The organism is Streptomyces sp. NPDC048506 (assembly GCF_040651315.1).
Classification (GTDB): Bacteria; Actinomycetota; Actinomycetes; order Streptomycetales; family Streptomycetaceae; genus Streptomyces.
Genome location: NZ_JBEZIX010000011.1, coordinates 1 through 17,677, shown reverse-complemented (window position 1 = coordinate 17,677; position 17,677 = coordinate 1). Strand labels below are relative to the sequence as shown.

Below are 17,677 nucleotides of genomic sequence, written 5' to 3'. Positions count from 1 at the left end.
ACGGTGCGTGCCGAGTGCAGGCGAGGCCGAGCGAAGCGAGGTCACGGTATGAGCGCAGCCCCGAAACTCCCGATACGCGGCGGGGACCGGAAACCCGCGCGGGTACGGCCCTACTCGCTGACCGGCGGCCGCACCCGCTTCGGCCACGTGCTGCTCGTCGAGACGTTCGTGGCCGCCCTGGAAGCCCCCGAGGAGCGCCGTGAGCTCGCCTCGACACCAGGTCGCTGGGTCGAGCGGGTGATGCCGGAGATGCGGGCGATCGTCGAACTGTGCCGCCGGATGCGCTCGGTCGCGGAGATCTCCGCACTCCTCAAGATGCCGCTGGGCGTGGTCCGCGTCCTGCTCAGCGACCTCGCCGACCAGGGAAGGATTCGCGTCTACGGCACCGGGCACGGCACCGGCCGGCCGGACCGCGCGCTGCTCGAAAGGGTGCTGAGTGGACTTCACAGGCTCTGACACGACATCGCCCGGACCGACGACGACCGCAGGCTCCGTGGGGCAGGCCGACGACCCGGTGGTGGCCACGGCCGACGAGGCGGGGCTCCAGGGCTGGCAGACGGACCGCACACGGGCGCCGATCGCCACCAAGATCGTGGTGGCCGGTGGCTTCGGCGTCGGCAAGACCACGTTCGTCGGGTCCGTCTCGGAGATCACCCCGTTGCAGACCGAGGCGGTGATGACCCGGGCCAGCGAGGACACGGACGATCTGACCGCGACGCCGGAGAAGACCACGACCACGGTCGCGATGGACTTCGGCCGGATCACCCTCGACCAGGACCTGGTGCTGTACCTGTTCGGCACGCCCGGGCAGCAGCGGTTCTGGTTCATGTGGGACGACCTGGTGCGCGGCGCGATCGGTGCGATCGTGATGGCCGACACCCGGCGCCTTGAGGACTGCTTCCCGGCGCTGGACTACTTCGAGAGCTGCGGCCTGCCGTACGTCGTCGCCGTCAACCACTTCGAGGGGACCGAGCGGTACGCCCCCGAGGACGTCCGCGAGGCGCTGACCGTACCGCCGGAGATCCCGATAGTGATCATGGACGCCCGCAAGCGGGTCACGGTGGTCGAATCGCTGCTCTCGCTGGTCGGCCACGCCCTGGCCGCCGCACCGGAGTAACGCCCGGCCGACCGCCTTCTTCACCCCCCACGCCTCTCCCGAACACAGCAGTAGCAGAGAAGAGTGCCGCCATGCGGAAGATCCTCATCGTCGGAGCCGGGCAGTCCGGTCTCCAGCTGGCCCTCGGCCTCCAGTCCCAGGGCTACGAGGTCACCATGATGTCCAACCGCACCGCCGACGAGATCCGCTCCGGCCGGGTCATGTCGACCCAGTGCATGTTCGACACCGCCCTCCAGCACGAGCGCGACCTGGCGATCAACTTCTGGGAGAGCCAGGCCCCGCGCATCGAGGGCCTCGGCGTCTCGGTCGCCGCGCCCGGTAGCCACGAGGGGCCCGACGGGTCGCAGCGCGCCATCGACTGGGTCGGCACGCTCGACGGCTACGCCCAGTCCGTCGACCAGCGGGTCAAGATGGCCGGCTGGACGGAGACCTTCGCGCAGCGCGGCGGGCAGCTCGTCATCCACGGCGCGGCCGTCTCCGACCTCGACTTCTTCGCCGGCCGCTACGACCTGACGCTGGTCTGCGCCGGCAAGGGCGAGCTGGTGTCCATGTTCGGTCGGGACGCCGCCCGCTCCCCGTACGACGCCCCGCAGCGCGCGCTCGCCGTCGCCTATGTGCACGGCCTGGGCCCCCGCCCGGAGCACCCCGACGTCGAGGCGGTGCGCTGCAACGTCGTGCCCGGTGTCGGCGAGCTCTTCGTCATGCCGACGCTCACCACCTCCGGCCGTGCCGACATCCTCTTCTGGGAGGGCGTCCCCGGCGGCCCGCTGGACGTCTTCCAGTCGGTCAAGGATCCCCAGGAGCACCTGGCCACCACGCTGGAGCTGATGGAGAAGTTCCTGCCCTGGGAGTACGCCCGCGCCACCAAGGTCGAACTCACCGACGCCAACGCCACGCTGGCCGGCCGCTACGCCCCCACCGTGCGCAACCCGATCGGCCGGCTGCCCTCCGGCGGCCTGGTGCTGGGCGTCGCCGACGTGGTCGTCGCCAACGACCCGATCACCGGCCAGGGCTCCAACTCGGCCTCCAAGTGCGCCGCTTCCTACCTCGCCTCCATCGTGGAGCGCGGGGAGAAGCCCTTCGACGAGGAGTGGATGCAGTCCACCTTCGACCGCTACTGGAACATGGCCCAGCACGTCACCAAGTGGACCAACGCGATGCTGGCCCCGCCGCCGGAGCACGTCCTCAACTTCCTCGGCGCCGCCGGCCAGATCCAGCCCCTCGCCGACCGCTTCGCCAACGGCTTCGACGACCCGTCCGACTTCGAGAACTACTTCTACGATGCGGGGAAGGCTGCGGAGCTGGTCGCTGCGCTTGGCTGACCTCCCACGTTTTTGTCTGCGGCGCCGTGGCCTGGCGGCCGGCGTTCTCCCCACGTTGTCGGCTGTCTCGCCGTGGGTGTTTCTCGCCGTTGCGCCTGCGGCGGGCGTGGGTTTGTGGGTGCGGTGACGGTCCTCCGGGGCAGGGTTTCCGGACTGCTTCGCCTTACGTCCGGAAACCCTGCCCCTCCGGCCCGTCCCCTCCCGTGAGTGGGAGGAAAGACGGTCGTGGGGGTGGGTGTGAGTGGTCCCCTGCCCGCAGTGAATAGCAGCCGGAGGTCGAGGCTGGGGAGATCAACTACCGCTTCGACCAAGGCCACTTAAGCGATCTTGTCGACCCCTTCGCCTCGGGGTCGTACTCGTACTTCCAGCCGCTCGGCAGGCCCAGCCGGCCGACCCGGCCAGGGGCCCGACGGTAGACGTGCAGCGTCGGTGGGCGGCCGTCGTCGTTCGGTACCGGGATCTCGTAGGTCTTCGGGGGCTGGCCGGTCATCCCGACGAGCACTGGCAGCACCCGGCCGTCCAGGGGGCCGCCGACGAAGAGGGCGTTCTCGCTTCGCACGCTCCCAGTCTTCCAGCATCTCGGTGGAAGTGCAGGTCACAGCAGGTGCGTGGCGTCACTGACGACGGGCAGGACGCGGCGGGCCAGCTCGCCGACCGGGCCGTCGGCGCCTTCCAGCTTCAGCGCCGCCCGGGTCACCCGTGCGGTCTGCGGGTCCCGGGCGGCGGTCGCGGTGAGCAGGGCGACGAAGTGGTCGACCAGCCAGTCGCGCAGCTCGTCGAGGGCGGGCTGCTTGTCCTCGTCGAGCCAGATGAGCGAGGCGCCCTCGACGGCGGTGATCCACATCCGGACGGTCATCCGCAGTCGGATGCCCGGTTCCGGTTCGCCCAGGTGTCGCAGGATCTGATCTGCCGCGGCGCGTCGCACCTCGTCCACGATCGCGCTCGTCCGGGCGGTCTCCACCACGCTGCCGCCCTGGAGCAGCGCGCTGAAGCCGGCGTCGTGCTCGTCGACGAACGCCAGGTAGCGGTCCAGGGCGTGGGACAGGCGCTGGGTGAGCGGTCCGGTCTCGGGTTCGGCGAAGCAGCGCTCCAGGATGTCTGCGGCGCTGCGCAGCGCGGCCTCGTACAACTGCTGCTTGCCGCCGGGGAAGTAGCGGTAGACGAGCGGTCGCGAGACCTCGGCTGCGGTGGCGACGTCGTCCAGCGAGACGTCCTCGGGCGCGCGCTGGGCGAACAGTCCGAGCGCGGCGGCGAGCAGTTGGCTGCGGCGCTGCTCGACGCTGAGCCTGCGGTAGGCGGGTCGGGGTACTGCTGGGGCGGTGCCGCTGCCGTTCATGAGCAGCAGCGTAACCGCCCCGGATGTCCGGTCGTACAGGTGCTCGGGTGCGACGGGGCGGCCGGGCGTCAGGCCAGCAGCCCCGAGCTCCGCCACAACCGGCGGCCCATACCGCGCAGTACGCCGATCTCGTCGAGGAAGTCGGTGAGCCGCCGGGCGCCGGTCTGCATCACCTCGCGACGGTGGCCGCTGGCCTTCACCTGGGCGACCGCCTCCCGCTTGTCCAGTCCGACGTTGCGGTACACCTCCGGGTTGACGAAGGCGACGGAGAACACCCGGGCGGCCTCGCCGCAGCTGATCCGGGTCAACTCCCGCTCCCAGCGCGGCGCGGTGACCATCTGGCGCCGCAGCTCCTCGCGGGCGTAACGGACATGCCGGGCCTCCTCCACCACGTGGATCCGGGTCACCCCGCGCACCAGGGTCTGCACCCGCTCGTCCGGGAAGGTCAGTCGCTGCATCCAGTCCAGGATCTCCTCGCCGAGCAGGGTGCAGGCGAACGAGCCCGGGGTGGTGGAGACCGTCTTGAGGATGCGGGCGAGGTTGTGGTTGAGGCGCGAGACCGGGTAGGTCGGCGCCCCGCCGCGCTGGATCAGGCGCGCGAACATCTTGGAGTGCCGGCACTCATCGGCGATTTCGGTGAGGGCGTAGCGGACGTGTGCGCTGGTCACCGGCTTGTCGTAGATGTGCCGGACGAGCAGCTGCATCAGGATGATCTCGAACCAGATGCCCAACGAGGCGAGCGAGGCCGCCTCGTGCCGGGCGAGGTCCTGTTGCCGCTCCGGCGACATCCGCTTCCACAGCGGGGTGTCGTAGAGCGAGACCAGCTCCGGCGGCCAGAACCACTTGCCCTCTTCGAGGGGCGCGTCCCAGTCGAGTGCGGTGTCGGGGTCGAAGGAGTGCTGGGCGGAGGAGTCGAGCAACCGCTCGGCGACCTGCTCCCGGTCCTTGAGCAGACCGAGGGCGTCCCGCAGGACTTCGGTGTCCGACACGGTCATTGCGGTGGGCGCGCTCGTCATGGCTGTGGCTACCTCGCTAGTGGGGTTACCCGCGGTCGGCTCTTATGAGACTGCGTGTCAGTAAGCTCGTCAATCCCCTGTGCGCGACTTATTGACCCGCCGGTAAGAAACGTGTGAGCCTGCCAACCACTGCCCGTCGCAAGGCGTTTGGTGAGCCGAGGAGGCGTTCCGTTCGTGTCCACGAGAGAGCTCTACGTCCAGGACCCAGGCGACCCCCTGTGGGCGGTGCCCGCCTCCGGTGCGGCCCGCTTCAACTGGGAGTACGACGACGGTCGCGAACGGCTGCTCGCGCTCTACCAGAAGGGCAAGGACAAGCAGTGGGACGCCGATCTGCGGATCGACTGGGACCTGGAGGTGGACCCCAAGGACCCGCTGGGCACCCCTGATGAGTCCATGTCCCTGTACGGCACGAAGTACTGGGACAAGCTCACCGAGAAGGACCGCGGAGACCTGCGCCAGCACTACACCGCCTGGCAGTTCAGCCAGTTCCTGCACGGCGAGCAGGGCGCCATGGTCTGCGCGGCGCGCATCGTGGAATCCGTCCCCGACCTCGATGCGAAGTTCTACTCCGCCACCCAGACCATGGACGAGGCGCGGCACGCCGAGATATACAGCCGCTTCCTCCAGAAGAAGATCGGGATGCTCTACCCGGTCAACGACAATCTCCAGTCGCTGCTCTCCGACACCCTCGCGGACTCCCGCTGGGACATGCCGTACCTCGGTATGCAGGTGCTGATCGAGGGCCTGGCGCTGGCCGCCTTCGGCATGATCCGCGACACCACCACCAAGCCGCTGCCCAAGCAGATCCTGGCGTACGTCATGCAGGACGAGGCGCGGCACGTGGCCTTCGGCCGGATGGCGCTGCGCGACTACTACAAGCAGCTCACCGACGCCGAACTGCGGGAACGCGAGGAGTTCGTCATCGAGGGCTGCTACCTGATGCGCGACCGGCTGCGCGGTCTCGAAGTCCTGGAGAACTTCGGCATACCGCACCAGGAAGCCGCCGAGTACACCGAACGCTCCGAATTCCTGCACCTCTTCCGGAAGTTGCTGTTCAGCCGGATAGTGCCCTGTGTGAAGGACATCGGGCTGTGGGGCGAACGCCTGCAACGCGCCTATGTCGACATGGGCGTCTTCGAGATGGGCGACGCCAACCTCGATCTGCTGATGGCCGAGGACGAGGAGCTCGCCGAGAAGCTGGACGCCGAACGCTTCGCCGCCGAGGAGGCGGCCCGTACGGCGGAGGTCGCCGCGGCCATCGCGGACGGCGAGGCGGCGGACTGACGGGGCGGGCGGGGACCTTGTCGGGCCCGCGGATGACAGGATCCCGGCATGGCCCTGCATCTGGACGACCGACGACGGACCGCCCGCGCCTGCCTTGAGGGGCTGGCGTACGGCGACGCCTTCGGGGAGCGGTTCTTCCGCATGTTCCGCCCGCCGGAGGAGTCCCGGGCGCTGATCGCGGCCCGCACCGCGCCGCCCGAACCGCACTGGAACTGGACCGACGACACCGCCATGGCGCTGGAGCTGCTCGCCGCCCTGGAGGAGCACGGCGAGGTGGTGGCGCCGTCGCTGGCCCGGCGGTTCGCGGCCCGCTACGCCGCCGACCCCGGCCGTGGCTACGGCTCCGGTATGCACGCGCTGCTGCCCCGGGTCGCCGCCACCCCCGAGGAGTGGGCGGAGCTGGCGACCGCCCTCTTCGGTGGCGAGGGCAGCCTCGGCAACGGCGCCGCGATGCGGGTGGCACCGCTCGGCGCCTGGTTCCACGACGACCTGGACCGCGCCGCCGAGCAGGCCGCCCGCTCCGCCCGGGTCACCCACGCCCACCCCCAGGGCGTCGCGGGCGCGGTCGCGGTGGCCGTGGCGGCGGCGCTCTCCGCCCGCGGGGAAGCGCCCGCCCCGGCCGCCGTCGCGGACCGCACCCCCGACGGCCCGGTCCGCGACGGCCTGCTGCGCGCCGCCGCCCTGCCGGCCGCCCTCGACCCCGTCCGGGCGGCCGCCGAGCTCGGCAACGGCAGCCGGATCCGCGCCGACGACACCGTCCCGTTCGCCCTGTGGTGCGCCGCCCGGCACCCTGACGACCTGGAATCCGCCCTGTGGGCCACCGCGTCCGGCTTCGGCGACGTGGACACCACCTGCGCCATCGTGGGTGGTGTGGTCGCGGCCCGTACGGGAGTGGCGGGGCTGCCCGAGGAGTGGCGGCGGCGTCGGGAGCCGCTGCCGGACCGGGAGCGCGCCGGATAGCGGACGCCCGCCCCGGTGCCGTCCCGCCGGTTCAGTCGGCCAGGAACGCGGCCACCCGGCGGGCGAGCTCCCCGGTTTGCCGGTACGGCATCGAGTGGTGGCTGACGCCCGGCACAGTCTCGACCCGCCCGCTTGCCGGTGCGCGGCCGGGGGCGTCCCCGGCCGACAGGGCGCGTGCGGCCCGGGCGGCGACCCGGTGCGGATCGTGCGCCCGGCCGTGCTCGGCCAGCAGCACCAGGGTCGGCACCCCGGCCGCGCACAGCCGGGCGACGTCCGGCCGCGGTCCGGTCACCACCTTCGCGCCACGGAACGCGACCGCGCCCAGGCCCATCAGCCGCACCAGTTCGGGCGCCGGCGGCTCCCCGCCGGTCTCCCACTCCAGGAACCGCCGGGTGCTCCGCTCCCCGGGCCGTACGAACAGCGGCAGGGCGCGCAGCAGGTACGACGGCCGGAACCCGGCGAAGCACTGCGTGGGGTCGAGCAGCACCAGCCGGTCCACCCGCCGCGGCGCGTGCACCGCGTAACTCAGCGCGATCCAGCCGCCGTAGGAGTGCCCCAGCACGGCCGCCGCGTCCAGCCCGAGGCCGTCGAGTACCCCGTCGAGCCAGGCCAGCAGGTCCGCCGGCCGCCGCAGGGGTCGTTCGCCGGGCACGCTGAGGCCCGGTGTGCCCATCTGGTCCACCGCGTGCACCCGGTGCGTACGGGCGAGCGCGGCGGCCGTGGCGTACCAACCGGCCGAACTGGTTCCGCCGCCGTGCAACAGCACCAGCGGCGGACCGCCCTCCGGTCCGCAGGAGTTGACCCGGGTGCTGCCGAACTCCGAGACCAGATCGCGTCGTTCCACCGGCACCGGCCACCGTGCCATGGCCTGCTCGTAGGCGGTGCGGAAGGCGGTGACCGTCATATGCGCTGTCCCCTCGTTCGCCGAGTATCTCGCCAAGCGAGATATTAGAGTACGGAGCGGACGAGGAAAGGCGGTTGGACATGGTCGGACGGCGGGAACCGGAAGGGATGGACCTGGTCCATCTGCTGCGCGAGGTGGTCCTCCAACTCGACGTCGCGGGGGCGGAGTTCGCGGGTCGCAACGGGCTGCACCGCACCGATCTGCGGGCGCTGATCGCGTTGCTGGACGCGGACCGCGCCGGCATCGAGTCGACCCCGGGCCGGCTGGGCGCCCGGCTCGGCCTGAACTCCGCCGGCACCACTGCGCTCATCGACCGCCTGGAACGGCTCGGCCTGATCCGCCGGGTCCGCGACACCCGCGACCGACGGCGGGTGCTGCTGGAGGTCGACGAGCGGGCGCTCGCCCTGGGCGAGTCGTTCTTCGGCCCGCTCATCGGCCGGGTCCTCGGCCTGCTCGACACCTTCGACGCCGGCGAACGGGACGCGATCCGCCGGTTCCTCGGCGGAGTACGGGACGCGGCCGACGGTCACGGCCCCGACGACGGCGATCCCGGAAGGTGATCGGCGGGGCACGCCCCGCGGCATTGCGCGAGGGGCCAGTGGGGTGATCTTTGACTGGGTGTCACATCGCGGGGCCGGCGACGGGAAGGACAGAGGCTGATCACCTTCACGGCTTTCAGGAGGATTTATGCGTATCCGTACCGCACTTTTCGCTGCGACCCTGGCCACCGCCGCCCTGCTCGGCGCCGCGGGCAGCGCCGCCGCCGATGACGAGGGCATGGGCCTCTCCGGCCCCGGTTCGAGTTACGGGGGCGGCACCTCCGACTCCCGTATGGGCCGGGACGGGCAGACGCCGGGCGGGATGACGGGGTCTGACGGCAGCCGCCGCGAGGCGAGCGACGAGTCCCCCGCCGACGGGTTGGTCGGCCGCCTCTTCGGCATGTGAGGTGGGCCGCGGGGGCACCGGGCCAGGGCGCCCGAGCGGCGTCGCAAAGGCGACCCTGACCCGTAGGCCCCCGGCCAGGTCCTGTCCTACCTGACCACCCTCAGCGCCGGCCCGACCGCGCCGGCCACCGCCCCGCGTGCCGGGACACCTCGATCGGGCGGTCGTCCGCTGGGTGGAACCGGGCAGAGGGCTTCAGACCAGGCCCAACAGGGCCCGCACCCGGGCGTACTTGGCGGTCAACCGCTCCCGCGTCGGCGCGTCCAGTACGGCAAGCCGGGCCGGATCGGCGTTGTGCGCCAGATCGGCCTCCTTGACCAGCAGCGCACCCGGCGTGGCCAGAATGCGCGCGGTGTACTCCTCCACCGGCTCCCCCGGCCGCTTGGTGACCGCCAGGACCATCGCCTTCGTCGCCTCGCTGAGCGCCGCACCGGCCAGCCAGGCACGGCTGAGCGCCGCGTCCTCGACCGCATCGTGCAGCCAGGCCGCCGCGATCTGTTCCTCGCTGCCGCCCCGTTCGTGCACCCCCGCCGCCACCGCGGCCAGATGCTCGGCGTACGGGCGGCCGGCCTTGTCGGTCTGGCCCGCGTGGGCGCGCCGGGCCAGCGCCTCGACCTCGGTCAGCGACAGCCACCGGGGAGCGGCGGGTGGGGTGGGCGGGGACGTGCCGGGTGGCGGGGACGTACCGGGTGGCGTGGGCGGGAAGGACGCGACCATGCGCCCATTGTCGCCCGGGCGGGGTGCCCGGCGTCGCGGCAGGCGGGAGTTCGACGACAGGGCCTACGGGGCGTCGTCGCCCGGTCGCGCCGCCTGTGCCATCACCGCCCGGGCGATCGGGGCCGCGCTTCCGCCGCCGCTGATGTCCGCGCGGTCGGCGGCCGCGTCCTCCACGACCACGGCCACCGCGACGATCGGCTCGTAGCTGTCCTTCTGCCGGGCCCAGGAGATGAACCAGGCGTACGGCGTGCCCTCGTTGTACACCCCGTGCTGCGCGGTGCCCGTCTTGCCGCCGACCGTCAGGCCGTCGATGGCGGCCCGCCGCCCGCTGCCGTGCTCGACGACGTCGATCATCATCTCCTGCAACTGCTCCGCGGTGGCCGGGCCGACCACCTCGCGGGTGGGCGGGTGCGGTCCGGCCGCGACCATCACGCCTCTGGCGTCGGTCACCTTGTCGACCAGGTACGGCGGGGTCAGTTGGCCGCCGTTGGCGACCACCGCCGAGACCATCGCCATCTGGAGCGGGGTGGCGGCGGTGTCGTACTGCCCGATGGCGGAGAGGGCCAGCTGCGCGGGATCCATCCGGGTGTCGAAGGTGCTGGGCGCGACGGCGGAGGGGATGCGCAACCGTCGGTCGTCGAAGCCGAACCTCCGCGCCGTGTCGGCCATCCCGCGCAGCCCGATCCCGGCGCCCAACCGCGCGAAGACGGTGTTGCACGAGGCCCGGAAGGCGTAGCGGAGCGGGGCGTCGGCACAGTCCTGCGCCGCGTTGCCGAGCCGGGTGGTGGTGCCGGGCAGGGTGTAGGGGTCGGGGGAGTCCGTGCGGGCGTCGATGTCGGTCACCCGGCCGCTCTCCAGCGCAGCCGCCGCGGTGACCACCTTGAAGGTGGAGCCGGGCGGATAGGTCTGCCGCAGCGCCCGGTTGAGCATCGGCTGGCGGGCGGCCCCGTTCAGTCGGCGCCAGGCGTCGGTGACCCGCGCGCCGTTGCCGGACAACTCGCCGGGCTCGTACGACGGCGAGCTGACCAGCGCCAGGATCCGCCCGGTGCGCGGCTCGATCGCGGCCACCGCGCCCTTCCTGCCGCCCAGCCCCTCGAACGCGGCGCGCTGCATCCGGGGGTTGATGGTGGTGTGGACGTCGCCGCCCGCCCGGTGGGCCCGGGTCAGCCGGTCCCACCAGGGGAAGACGACCAGCCGGTCGTCGGTGCCGGCGAGGATGCCGTCCTCGGCCTGTTCCAGCAGCGAGGTCCCGTAGGTCTGCGAGGAGTAGCCGGTGACCGGCGCGTACAGCGGTCCGTCGGCGTAGGTGCGCTCGTAGCGCAGCCGCCCGCCGCTGTCCCGGGACCCGGTGATCGGCCGGCCCTCGACGAGCAGGGCGCCGCGGGGCCGGTCGTAACGGGCGATCGCGGCCCGCCGGTTGGCCGGACTGGCGCCGTACCGCTCCGCCTCGACGACCTGCACCCGGATCGCGTTCACCAGCAGGGCGACCAGCAGCAGGAAGGAGAACGCGGCGGTGTGCCGGATGCAGCGGATCAACGGCCGGCCTCCGGCGAGGAGGCGCGGCGGGCGGGGGACGTCGGTGTCCGCTGCGGCGCCCGCGTGGGCTTGAGGAACCCCGTCACCCGGCTCCGCCCGGCCGGGGCGGTCCCGCCGTCCGTCCCGGTGGGAGCACCCGGCTCCGCCCCGCTCTCCTCCGGCCGCGGCGCCCGCGCCCGGTCGCTGATCCTCAGCAGCAGCGCGATGATGATCCAGTTGGTGACGACGGACGACCCGCCCTGCGCCAGGAACGGCATCGCCATCCCGGTCAGCGGGATCAGCCCCATCACACCGCCGGCGATGACGAAGACCTGGATCGCGGGGAGCGCCGCGAGGCCCACGGCCAGCAGGCTGCCGAACGGGTCGGACAGGCCGAGCGCCGCGCAGTAGCCCCGACCCACCAACAGCGCGTACAGCAGGAACAGCGCGCTGAGCCCCGCCAGCCCCAGCTCCTCGCCGAACGTCGCGAGGATGAAGTCGGACTTCATGGCGAAGCCGATCAGGGCCGAGTGGCCCTGGCCGAGACCGGTGCCGAGCAGCCCGCCGGCGGCGAAGGCGAACAGCGACTGGGCGAGCTGACCGGGCCCTTCGCCGGCCGCGATCCCGGCGAAGGGGTGCTGCCAGTCCTCGACCCGGACGTGCACATGCGGCTCCAGCGTGCCCACGGCGGCCGCCCCGATGCCGGCGAGCAGCAGCCCGACCGCGATCCAACCGGTCCGGCCGGTCGCCACGTACAGCAGCACCACGAAGATCCCGAAGAACAGCAGCGAGGTGCCCAGATCGCGTTCGAGGACCAGCACGGCCACGCTGACCAGCCAGATCGTCACGATCGGCGCCAGCACCCGGCCGGCGGGCAGCGCCAGCCCCGCCACCCGGTGCCCCACGCGGGCCAGCGCGCCGCGGTTGGCGGCGAGATAGGCCGCGAAGAACACGGTGATCAGCACCTTGGCGAACTCGCCCGGCTGGAGCGAGAATCCGGCGGCCCGGATCCAGATCTTCGCCCCGTTGACGGCGGGGAAGAGGATCGGCGCCACCATGAGGAGCAGCGCGAGCGCCGCGCACTCGTAGGCGTACCGCTGGAGCACCCGGTGGTCGGGCAGCAGCAGCACCACCGTGATGAAGAGCGCGACGCCCACCGTCGACCACATCAGCTGGGTGGGCGCGGCGTGGTCGGCCGGCGTCTCCTGGTCGAGCCGGAAGATCAGCACCAGACCGAGCCCGTTGAGCAGCACGGCGGTGGGCAGCAGCAGCGGATCGGCGTACGGGGCGCGCAGGCGCACCACGAGGTGCGCGAGCAGGGCGAGCCCGCCGAGCCCGGCGCCGTACCGGACCGCACCACCGGGGAGGGCGTGCCATCGGGCCAGGCCCACGACGACATAGCCGCAGACGCAGATCAGCACGGCCCCTACGAGGAGGGCGAGTTCGATCCCGCGCCCCTTGGACCGGTTCGGCAAGGGTGGGGGAGTGTCCGGCGGGCGCGCCGTGGCGGCCGCCCGCGCCATTGCCGTCATCCTGGCAACGTAGCAAGCGGCGGCCGCTATTTCCGTTATGTCGGATACGGCGTTCGGGGCGTCCGTGCGCGGTCACGCCGGCCCTCCCCGCCCCGGCTCAGCACCAGCGGGGCCGCTCGCCGTTGGAGACGATGTCGCGCTCCGAGGACCAGGCGTACGTGGCGTCGCTGAGCTTGTACCAGACCGGGTTGCCCTGGACGCGCTGCCCTTTCACCCGGCAGGTGATCCCGACCACCGTCCCGTACTGTTTCGAGCCGAGCGCGCGGTAGTGCTTGCTCGGCCCGGAACGCACCACGAGGCCGGATCTGGCGACCACCCGGCCCTCGTACGTGGTGCCGGTGCGGTCCTCGCCGTCGCTGCCGTCGGTGTCGGCCGCCAGGGCCGGACCGGCGATGACGGCGGCGGCCAGTGCACCGCACACCGCACCAAGGCCGCACCTGCCGGCCGTCGGCGTCGGAACCGTCCGCCCTGGAGTCATACGCTTCGGAAACTTACGCTGCGGAAACATGCGCTGCGGAAACATGCGCTTCCTCCTGCGAAGGGGTAGAGAGCCCCAGAGGTGCGGGGAAACCGCGGAAACCCCTGGGGGGTCCCCGGAAATCCCAGGGAAATCCCCCCTTTCACGCTAAGGAGGCTCCGGAACGTCCGCAACTCATCACAATCGGTGACGGGCGCCTCGGGGGGTCAACTCGCCCCGTCCGCCGCGGCCTTCTGCGTTGAAGGGGGCCCGTGACGACCTTCTGCGTCGAAGGGGAAAGGGCTCGTCGCGCGGTGCCGCGCTCGCCCGCTCGCCGGGCAGGGGGAGGCGTCGGCGCGCCGTCGCGCATCCGCCGGTACGGACGGAAGGCTCGGTGGGGGTGCGCCTCAGGGAGAAATCAGGGGCGACTCGGGGTTCCTCCAGGGGGAACCCGGCTTGTTCCGTCAACGCGCCCAATGGCACTTTGTAAACTCGTTCGGTCCGAACAGACCGAACGGGCCGAGCAGGCCCGACAGACCGAACAGACCGAACAGACCAAGAGAAGAAGGCCGAGCTCGTCACACTGCCGCGGACGACCGGGGGACCGGACGAGGGCATGGACCTGCGCCATGACCCCCGCGGACGAGGGGCTATGGCGTACGTCACACCCGTGCACGCCGAGTGGGGGGCCCGCGCTGTCCGGCGGCCACCTCGGGCCGCCGAGCGCGGGTGACCGTCCCCCTCGACGAAAGGCAGTATTAGCGTCATGACGACTCTCCGCTCCCGGGTCATCGCCTGGGCCGGCCGCATGTATCTGGCGAGAACCCGGAAGAAGGGATTCGACCTGTCTCGAATGTCTTTCTTGCCGGAGTCCGTCCTGATGCCGCTGCGGCGCGAGGGGCTCGACCCAGTGGGCGATTTGGCCGCCGTCCGGGAGAAGGAGCCGATCAGCAAGCTTCCGGTGCCGATCGCGGCGAACGTCTGGCTGGTCACCGGCTACGACGAGGTCAAGGCGGTGCTCGGAAAGGCGAATGCCTTCAGTTCGGACTTCACCAACCTCGTGGGCAAGGCCGGCGCCGGCGCCGAACAGAACCCCGGCGGCCTCGGATTCGCCGACCCGCCGGTGCACACCCGCCTCCGCCGGCTTCTCACCCCCGAATTCACCATGCGCCGGCTCGGCCGGCTCACGCCCCGCATCCACGAGATCGTCGAGGAACGCCTCGACGCCATGGAAGCGGCGGGCAAGAACGGCGACCCGGTCGACATCGTCCATTCCTTCGCCCTGCCCATTCCCTCCCTGGTCATCTGCGAACTGCTGGGCGTTCCCTACGAGGACCGTGCCGACTTCGAGCGTCTCAGCGCGGCCCGTTTCGATCTGTTCAGCGGCGCCAATGCCTCCTTCGGTGCCATATCCGAATCCCTCTCCTATTTCCGGGACATCGTCAAGAAGCAGCGTGAAAACCCGGGCGACGGTCTCCTCGGCATGATCGTCAAGGAGCACGGCGACTCGGTCACCGACGAGGAACTGGCGGGCCTGGCCGACGGCGTCCTCACCGGCGGCTTCGAGACCACCGCCAGCATGCTGGCGCTCGGCGCCCTGGTCCTCCTTCAGGACCCGGAGCACTTCGCCGCCGTCAAGGACGGCGAGGACGCCGTCGACCGCTACGTCGAGGAGATGCTGCGCTACCTGACCGTCGTCCAGGTCGCCTTCCCGCGCTTCGCCCGTGAGGACCTGGAGATCGGCGGCGTCCAGATCGCCGCCGGAGACGTGGTGCTGTGCTCCCTGAGCGGCGCCGACCGGGACGGCAAACTGGGCCCGGGCATGGAGCAGTTCGACCCCTCCCGCAGCGTCCCGTCCCACTTGGCCTTCGGCTACGGCATCCACCGCTGCGTGGGCGCCGAACTCGCCCGGATGGAACTCCGCGCCGCCTACCCCGCCCTGGTCCGCCGGTTCCCGCACATGCGCCTGGCCGTCCGCCCGGAGGAACTGGAATTCCGCAAGCTGTCCATCGTCTACGGGATCGAGTCGCTCCCGGTCCGCCTGGACGGTTGAGCCGGTCGCGGCGCACGCCCGCGGGTGAGGCGACGGACTTCCCCGCGGGTGAGAGGGCGGACGTCCACCGCGCCCCGGGCCACATCGCGGCCTTCCGCAGCGCCGAGGCCCAACGGGTCATCCACAAGGGACATTTGGTGTCCTCCGGCCCACGCCACCCGGCACGATCGGCTTCCTGCAGAGCCGGCCGGGCCGTCCGCGGCGCGACCTTGCAACTGCCCTCGGCTGCCGCGTCAACCGTCACCCTGCTCGATGTCCAGATGGATCGGACCCCGAAGTACAGGGCTGGGCCGGTACGGCGGCGGGTCGGCGACCAGCCTGGGTCGGTCGAGCCGGCGTACCAGCTCGGTCAGCGCGATCTGGGTCTCCCGCCGGGCCAGCGGGCCGCCGAAGCACAGGTGGATGCCGCAGCCGAACCCCAGGTGCTGGTTGTCACGCCGATCCGGGTCGAAGCGGTCCGGATCGTGGAAGCGCTTCGGATCGCGGCTGCCCGAGGCCAGCATGAGCATGATCTGCGAGCCCTGGGGGATGACGGTGTCGGCGACGGTGATGTCGCTGTACGCCGCCCGCCAGGGAATGATGTGCACGGGGGGCTCGTAGCGCAGCAGTTCCTCGACCAGCGGCACGACGAGGTCCGGTTCGTCGCGCAGTCGTTGCAGGACCTGTGGGTGGCGCAGCAGCGTCAGCATGCCGTTGGTGATGAGGTTGACGATGGTCTCATGGCCGGCGATGAGGAGCAGTTTGGCGGTGGCGACGATTTCGGCGTCGGCCATCCGACCGTCGGGTCCGTCGTCGTTGGCCAGCCGTGACAGCAGGCCGTCTCCCGGCCGGCCGTGGCGCTGTTCCACCAGCTCGCCCAGGCACTGGCGCAAGTCCTTGCGGGCCTGTACGCCCTTGTCCAGTTTCTCCTTCGGGTCGGTCTCGGGGTTGTAGTCGATCGAGTTCATGATGTCGTTCACCCAGAGGTGGAACCTCGGCTCGTCCTCGCGTGGCACGCCGAGCAAGTGACAGGTCACGGTGACGGGGAACGGGAAGGCGAAGTCGTCGACGACGTCGATCCGCTCCTTGCCCGCCACATCGTCGATCAGGCTGCCGACGGTGGCGGTCAGGAAGCCTTCAAGTCCGGTCACCAGCCCAGGGGTGTGCGGGGGGCCGAAGTGACGCATCGCCATACGCCGCAGGCGATCGTGCTCGGGCGAGTCCATGTGGATGAACGACGACGCGGCCCCTCCCTCGCCCGAAGGCATCGGACGCGACAGATTGCGCACATCGGAACTCAGATGCGGGTCATTCAGCACGTCCGTGATCTCGCGATAGGTGCTGATGACGTAGCTGCCGTCCTCCTGCCGAGCCACCGGCGTCCTGCGCAACTCGGCATACAGCGGGTAGGGGTCGGCCCGCGCGGAGTAGTCGAAGATCCGTTGCAGCGTGCCGGGCGTCCCGGCCGTGGTCGTCCGGCCGTCCTCCCGCCGAGGCTGGTGCACGGCCGTGACGCGGCGCTCACCCGGGTCATGGCCCGTGACGACCACCGTGGCGCCCTGCGCGAGCAGGGCGGGGCCGGGCAAGTCGACGGGCACCGGTTTCATGTCGGCCGGCCGGTCCGGCGTGGGGCAGGGGGGCGGGAAAGGCGCGGCCGTCTCGATCAACCGTTGGTAGTGGTCCAGCCACTTGCCGTTGTTGAAGCTCACGGCAGCCGTGACGCGGCCCCGATAGCCATATGCGGTGACGAAACGGTGGTCGTCCAGCGATCCCTGGGTGACGGCCACCTCGTCGGCGAAGGTCGGCACGCCGACGGACTTGATGTTGACGCCGAACTGGATCGACCAGAACAGCGGGATGGACAGGTAGGACCAGCGGTCCGCCTGGGCGCTGACCATGTTGTGTGCCGCGAGCTCTGCCTGCTCCACGGCGTTGGCCCAGTGCTCCAGCGAGATGAGCCGGTATTCGTAGAGGGGGTTCGGGCAACGTGCCACATCTCCCGCGGCGAAGACGTCGTCGGTGACGCGGCCATCGATGTCGAGGGCGCGGCAACCCGTGTCACAGGTGATTCCCCATACGCCCGCCGCCAGTCCCGACTCCCGCAGCCACTCGGTGTTGCGGATGCTCCCGAGTGCCACCACCGCCACATCGGCGTCGACCGTACTTCCGTCGTCGAAGTGAGCACGGCGGAACCGCCCTTGTGCGTCGCCCTCCAGCCGGGCGACCTTGACACCGCACCGCAGGTCGACACCGTGAGCGCGCTGCATGTCCGCCGCAACCTCGCCGATCACGGCGCCGAGCGCCCCGACCAGCGGGGCCGGCGCGAGTTCGGCAACGGTCACCGGGATGTCCCGCTCGCGGCAGATGGAGGCGACCTCGGAGCCGGTGAATCCCGCACCGATGACCAGTACGCGGGAGGGCCCGGCGGCGAGCGCGCGCTGTAGGGCCTCGGCGTGCTCGCGCGTGCGTACGACGAACACGCCGTCCAGGGCCGCCTCGCTCTCGACGAACCACGGCCGGGCCCGCACCCCGGTGGAGATCAG

16 protein-coding genes and 2 pseudogenes are annotated in these 17,677 nt (G+C 71.5%); 8 read left to right on the top strand and 10 right to left on the bottom strand.

The genetic code is table 11. The annotated features are described in order from the left end of the window. Nucleotides 1-48: 48 nt before the first annotated feature. The 3 genes from AB0C96_RS11000 (at nt 49) to AB0C96_RS10990 (ending at nt 2,439) form a co-directional block, all read left to right on the top strand. On the top strand, nt 49-456 hold the full coding sequence (locus AB0C96_RS11000) for a DUF742 domain-containing protein (protein WP_362915937.1): 408 nt from the start codon (nt 49-51) through the stop codon (nt 454-456). Between the two features lie 37 nt (nt 457-493). Further along, nucleotides 494-1,117, top strand: a complete 624-nt coding sequence (locus AB0C96_RS10995) for an ATP/GTP-binding protein (protein ID WP_362915935.1) — start codon at nt 494-496, stop codon at nt 1,115-1,117. A gap of 71 nt (nt 1,118-1,188) precedes the next feature. Beyond that, nucleotides 1,189-2,439, top strand: coding sequence for a styrene monooxygenase/indole monooxygenase family protein (locus tag AB0C96_RS10990; protein ID WP_362915933.1), 1,251 nt, complete (start codon nt 1,189-1,191; stop codon nt 2,437-2,439). Nucleotides 2,440-2,734: 295 nt separating this feature from the next. On the opposite strand, the gene AB0C96_RS10985 is transcribed toward AB0C96_RS10990, so the two are convergent. From AB0C96_RS10985 to AB0C96_RS10975, 3 genes are all read right to left on the bottom strand, one after another. After that, nucleotides 2,735-2,998 carry a hypothetical protein gene (locus tag AB0C96_RS10985; RefSeq protein ID WP_362915931.1) on the bottom strand — a complete coding sequence of 88 codons (264 nt, stop codon included), beginning with the start codon at nt 2,996-2,998 and terminating at the stop codon, nt 2,735-2,737. 36 nt (nt 2,999-3,034) lie between these two features. Beyond that, nucleotides 3,035-3,775 (bottom strand): TetR/AcrR family transcriptional regulator, encoded by a 741-nt coding sequence (locus tag AB0C96_RS10980; RefSeq protein WP_362915929.1) that lies wholly within the window; start codon nt 3,773-3,775, stop codon nt 3,035-3,037. Nucleotides 3,776-3,843: 68 nt separating this feature from the next. Then, entirely contained in the window at nt 3,844-4,791 is a 948-nt protein-coding gene (locus AB0C96_RS10975) for a diiron oxygenase (protein WP_362915927.1), read from the bottom strand. A 174-nt stretch (nt 4,792-4,965) separates the two neighbouring features. Here AB0C96_RS10975 and AB0C96_RS10970 point away from each other — a divergent pair, with 174 nt between their 5' ends. Together AB0C96_RS10970 and AB0C96_RS10965 are read left to right on the top strand one after the other, a co-directional pair. Continuing rightward, on the top strand, nt 4,966-6,075 hold the full coding sequence (locus AB0C96_RS10970) for a ferritin-like domain-containing protein (protein WP_362915925.1): 1,110 nt from the start codon (nt 4,966-4,968) through the stop codon (nt 6,073-6,075). A gap of 48 nt (nt 6,076-6,123) precedes the next feature. Then, the gene (locus AB0C96_RS10965) at nt 6,124-7,035 is read left to right on the top strand and encodes an ADP-ribosylglycohydrolase family protein (RefSeq protein ID WP_362915923.1); all 912 of its coding nucleotides are present in this window, start codon (nt 6,124-6,126) and stop codon (nt 7,033-7,035) included. 31 nt (nt 7,036-7,066) lie between these two features. Here AB0C96_RS10965 and AB0C96_RS10960 read toward each other — a convergent pair whose 3' ends face one another. Further along, nucleotides 7,067-7,939 (bottom strand): alpha/beta fold hydrolase, encoded by an 873-nt coding sequence (locus AB0C96_RS10960; RefSeq protein ID WP_362915921.1) that lies wholly within the window; start codon nt 7,937-7,939, stop codon nt 7,067-7,069. Between the two features lie 80 nt (nt 7,940-8,019). Between AB0C96_RS10960 and AB0C96_RS10955 the strand changes: the two genes are divergently transcribed. Next, the gene (locus AB0C96_RS10955; RefSeq protein WP_362915919.1) at nt 8,020-8,499 is read left to right on the top strand and encodes a helix-turn-helix domain-containing protein; all 480 of its coding nucleotides are present in this window, start codon (nt 8,020-8,022) and stop codon (nt 8,497-8,499) included. 127 nt (nt 8,500-8,626) lie between these two features. Next, nucleotides 8,627-8,884 carry a hypothetical protein gene (locus tag AB0C96_RS10950; protein WP_362915917.1) on the top strand — a complete coding sequence of 86 codons (258 nt, stop codon included), beginning with the start codon at nt 8,627-8,629 and terminating at the stop codon, nt 8,882-8,884. Nucleotides 8,885-9,076: 192 nt separating this feature from the next. On the opposite strand, the gene AB0C96_RS10945 is transcribed toward AB0C96_RS10950, so the two are convergent. The 4 genes from AB0C96_RS10945 to AB0C96_RS10930 form a co-directional block, all read right to left on the bottom strand. Further along, nucleotides 9,077-9,598 carry an HD domain-containing protein gene (locus AB0C96_RS10945; RefSeq protein ID WP_362915915.1) on the bottom strand — a complete coding sequence of 174 codons (522 nt, stop codon included), beginning with the start codon at nt 9,596-9,598 and terminating at the stop codon, nt 9,077-9,079. Between the two features lie 63 nt (nt 9,599-9,661). Further along, nucleotides 9,662-11,134 (bottom strand): penicillin-binding transpeptidase domain-containing protein, encoded by a 1,473-nt coding sequence (locus tag AB0C96_RS10940; protein ID WP_362915913.1) that lies wholly within the window; start codon nt 11,132-11,134, stop codon nt 9,662-9,664. Further along, entirely contained in the window at nt 11,131-12,636 is a 1,506-nt protein-coding gene (locus AB0C96_RS10935; RefSeq protein WP_362916177.1) for an FtsW/RodA/SpoVE family cell cycle protein, read from the bottom strand. The genes AB0C96_RS10940 and AB0C96_RS10935 overlap by 4 nt, the downstream gene beginning before the upstream one ends. Before the next feature lie 106 nt (nt 12,637-12,742). After that, nucleotides 12,743-13,066, bottom strand: a complete 324-nt coding sequence (locus AB0C96_RS10930; protein ID WP_362915911.1) for a hypothetical protein — start codon at nt 13,064-13,066, stop codon at nt 12,743-12,745. Nucleotides 13,067-13,868: 802 nt separating this feature from the next. On the opposite strand from AB0C96_RS10930, the gene AB0C96_RS10925 reads away from it, so the two are divergent. Further along, complete coding sequence (locus AB0C96_RS10925) at nt 13,869-15,155, top strand: cytochrome P450 (protein WP_362915909.1); 1,287 nt, start codon at nt 13,869-13,871, stop codon at nt 15,153-15,155. Between the two features lie 233 nt (nt 15,156-15,388). Here the strand turns inward: AB0C96_RS10925 and AB0C96_RS10920 are convergent. Both AB0C96_RS10920 and AB0C96_RS10915 read right to left on the bottom strand, forming a co-directional pair. After that, a pseudogene (locus tag AB0C96_RS10920) lies at nt 15,389-16,363 on the bottom strand (cytochrome P450); the annotation flags it as partial. A 282-nt stretch (nt 16,364-16,645) separates the two neighbouring features. Further along, nucleotides 16,646-17,677 (bottom strand): annotated as a pseudogene (locus AB0C96_RS10915) (FAD-dependent oxidoreductase); the annotation flags it as partial.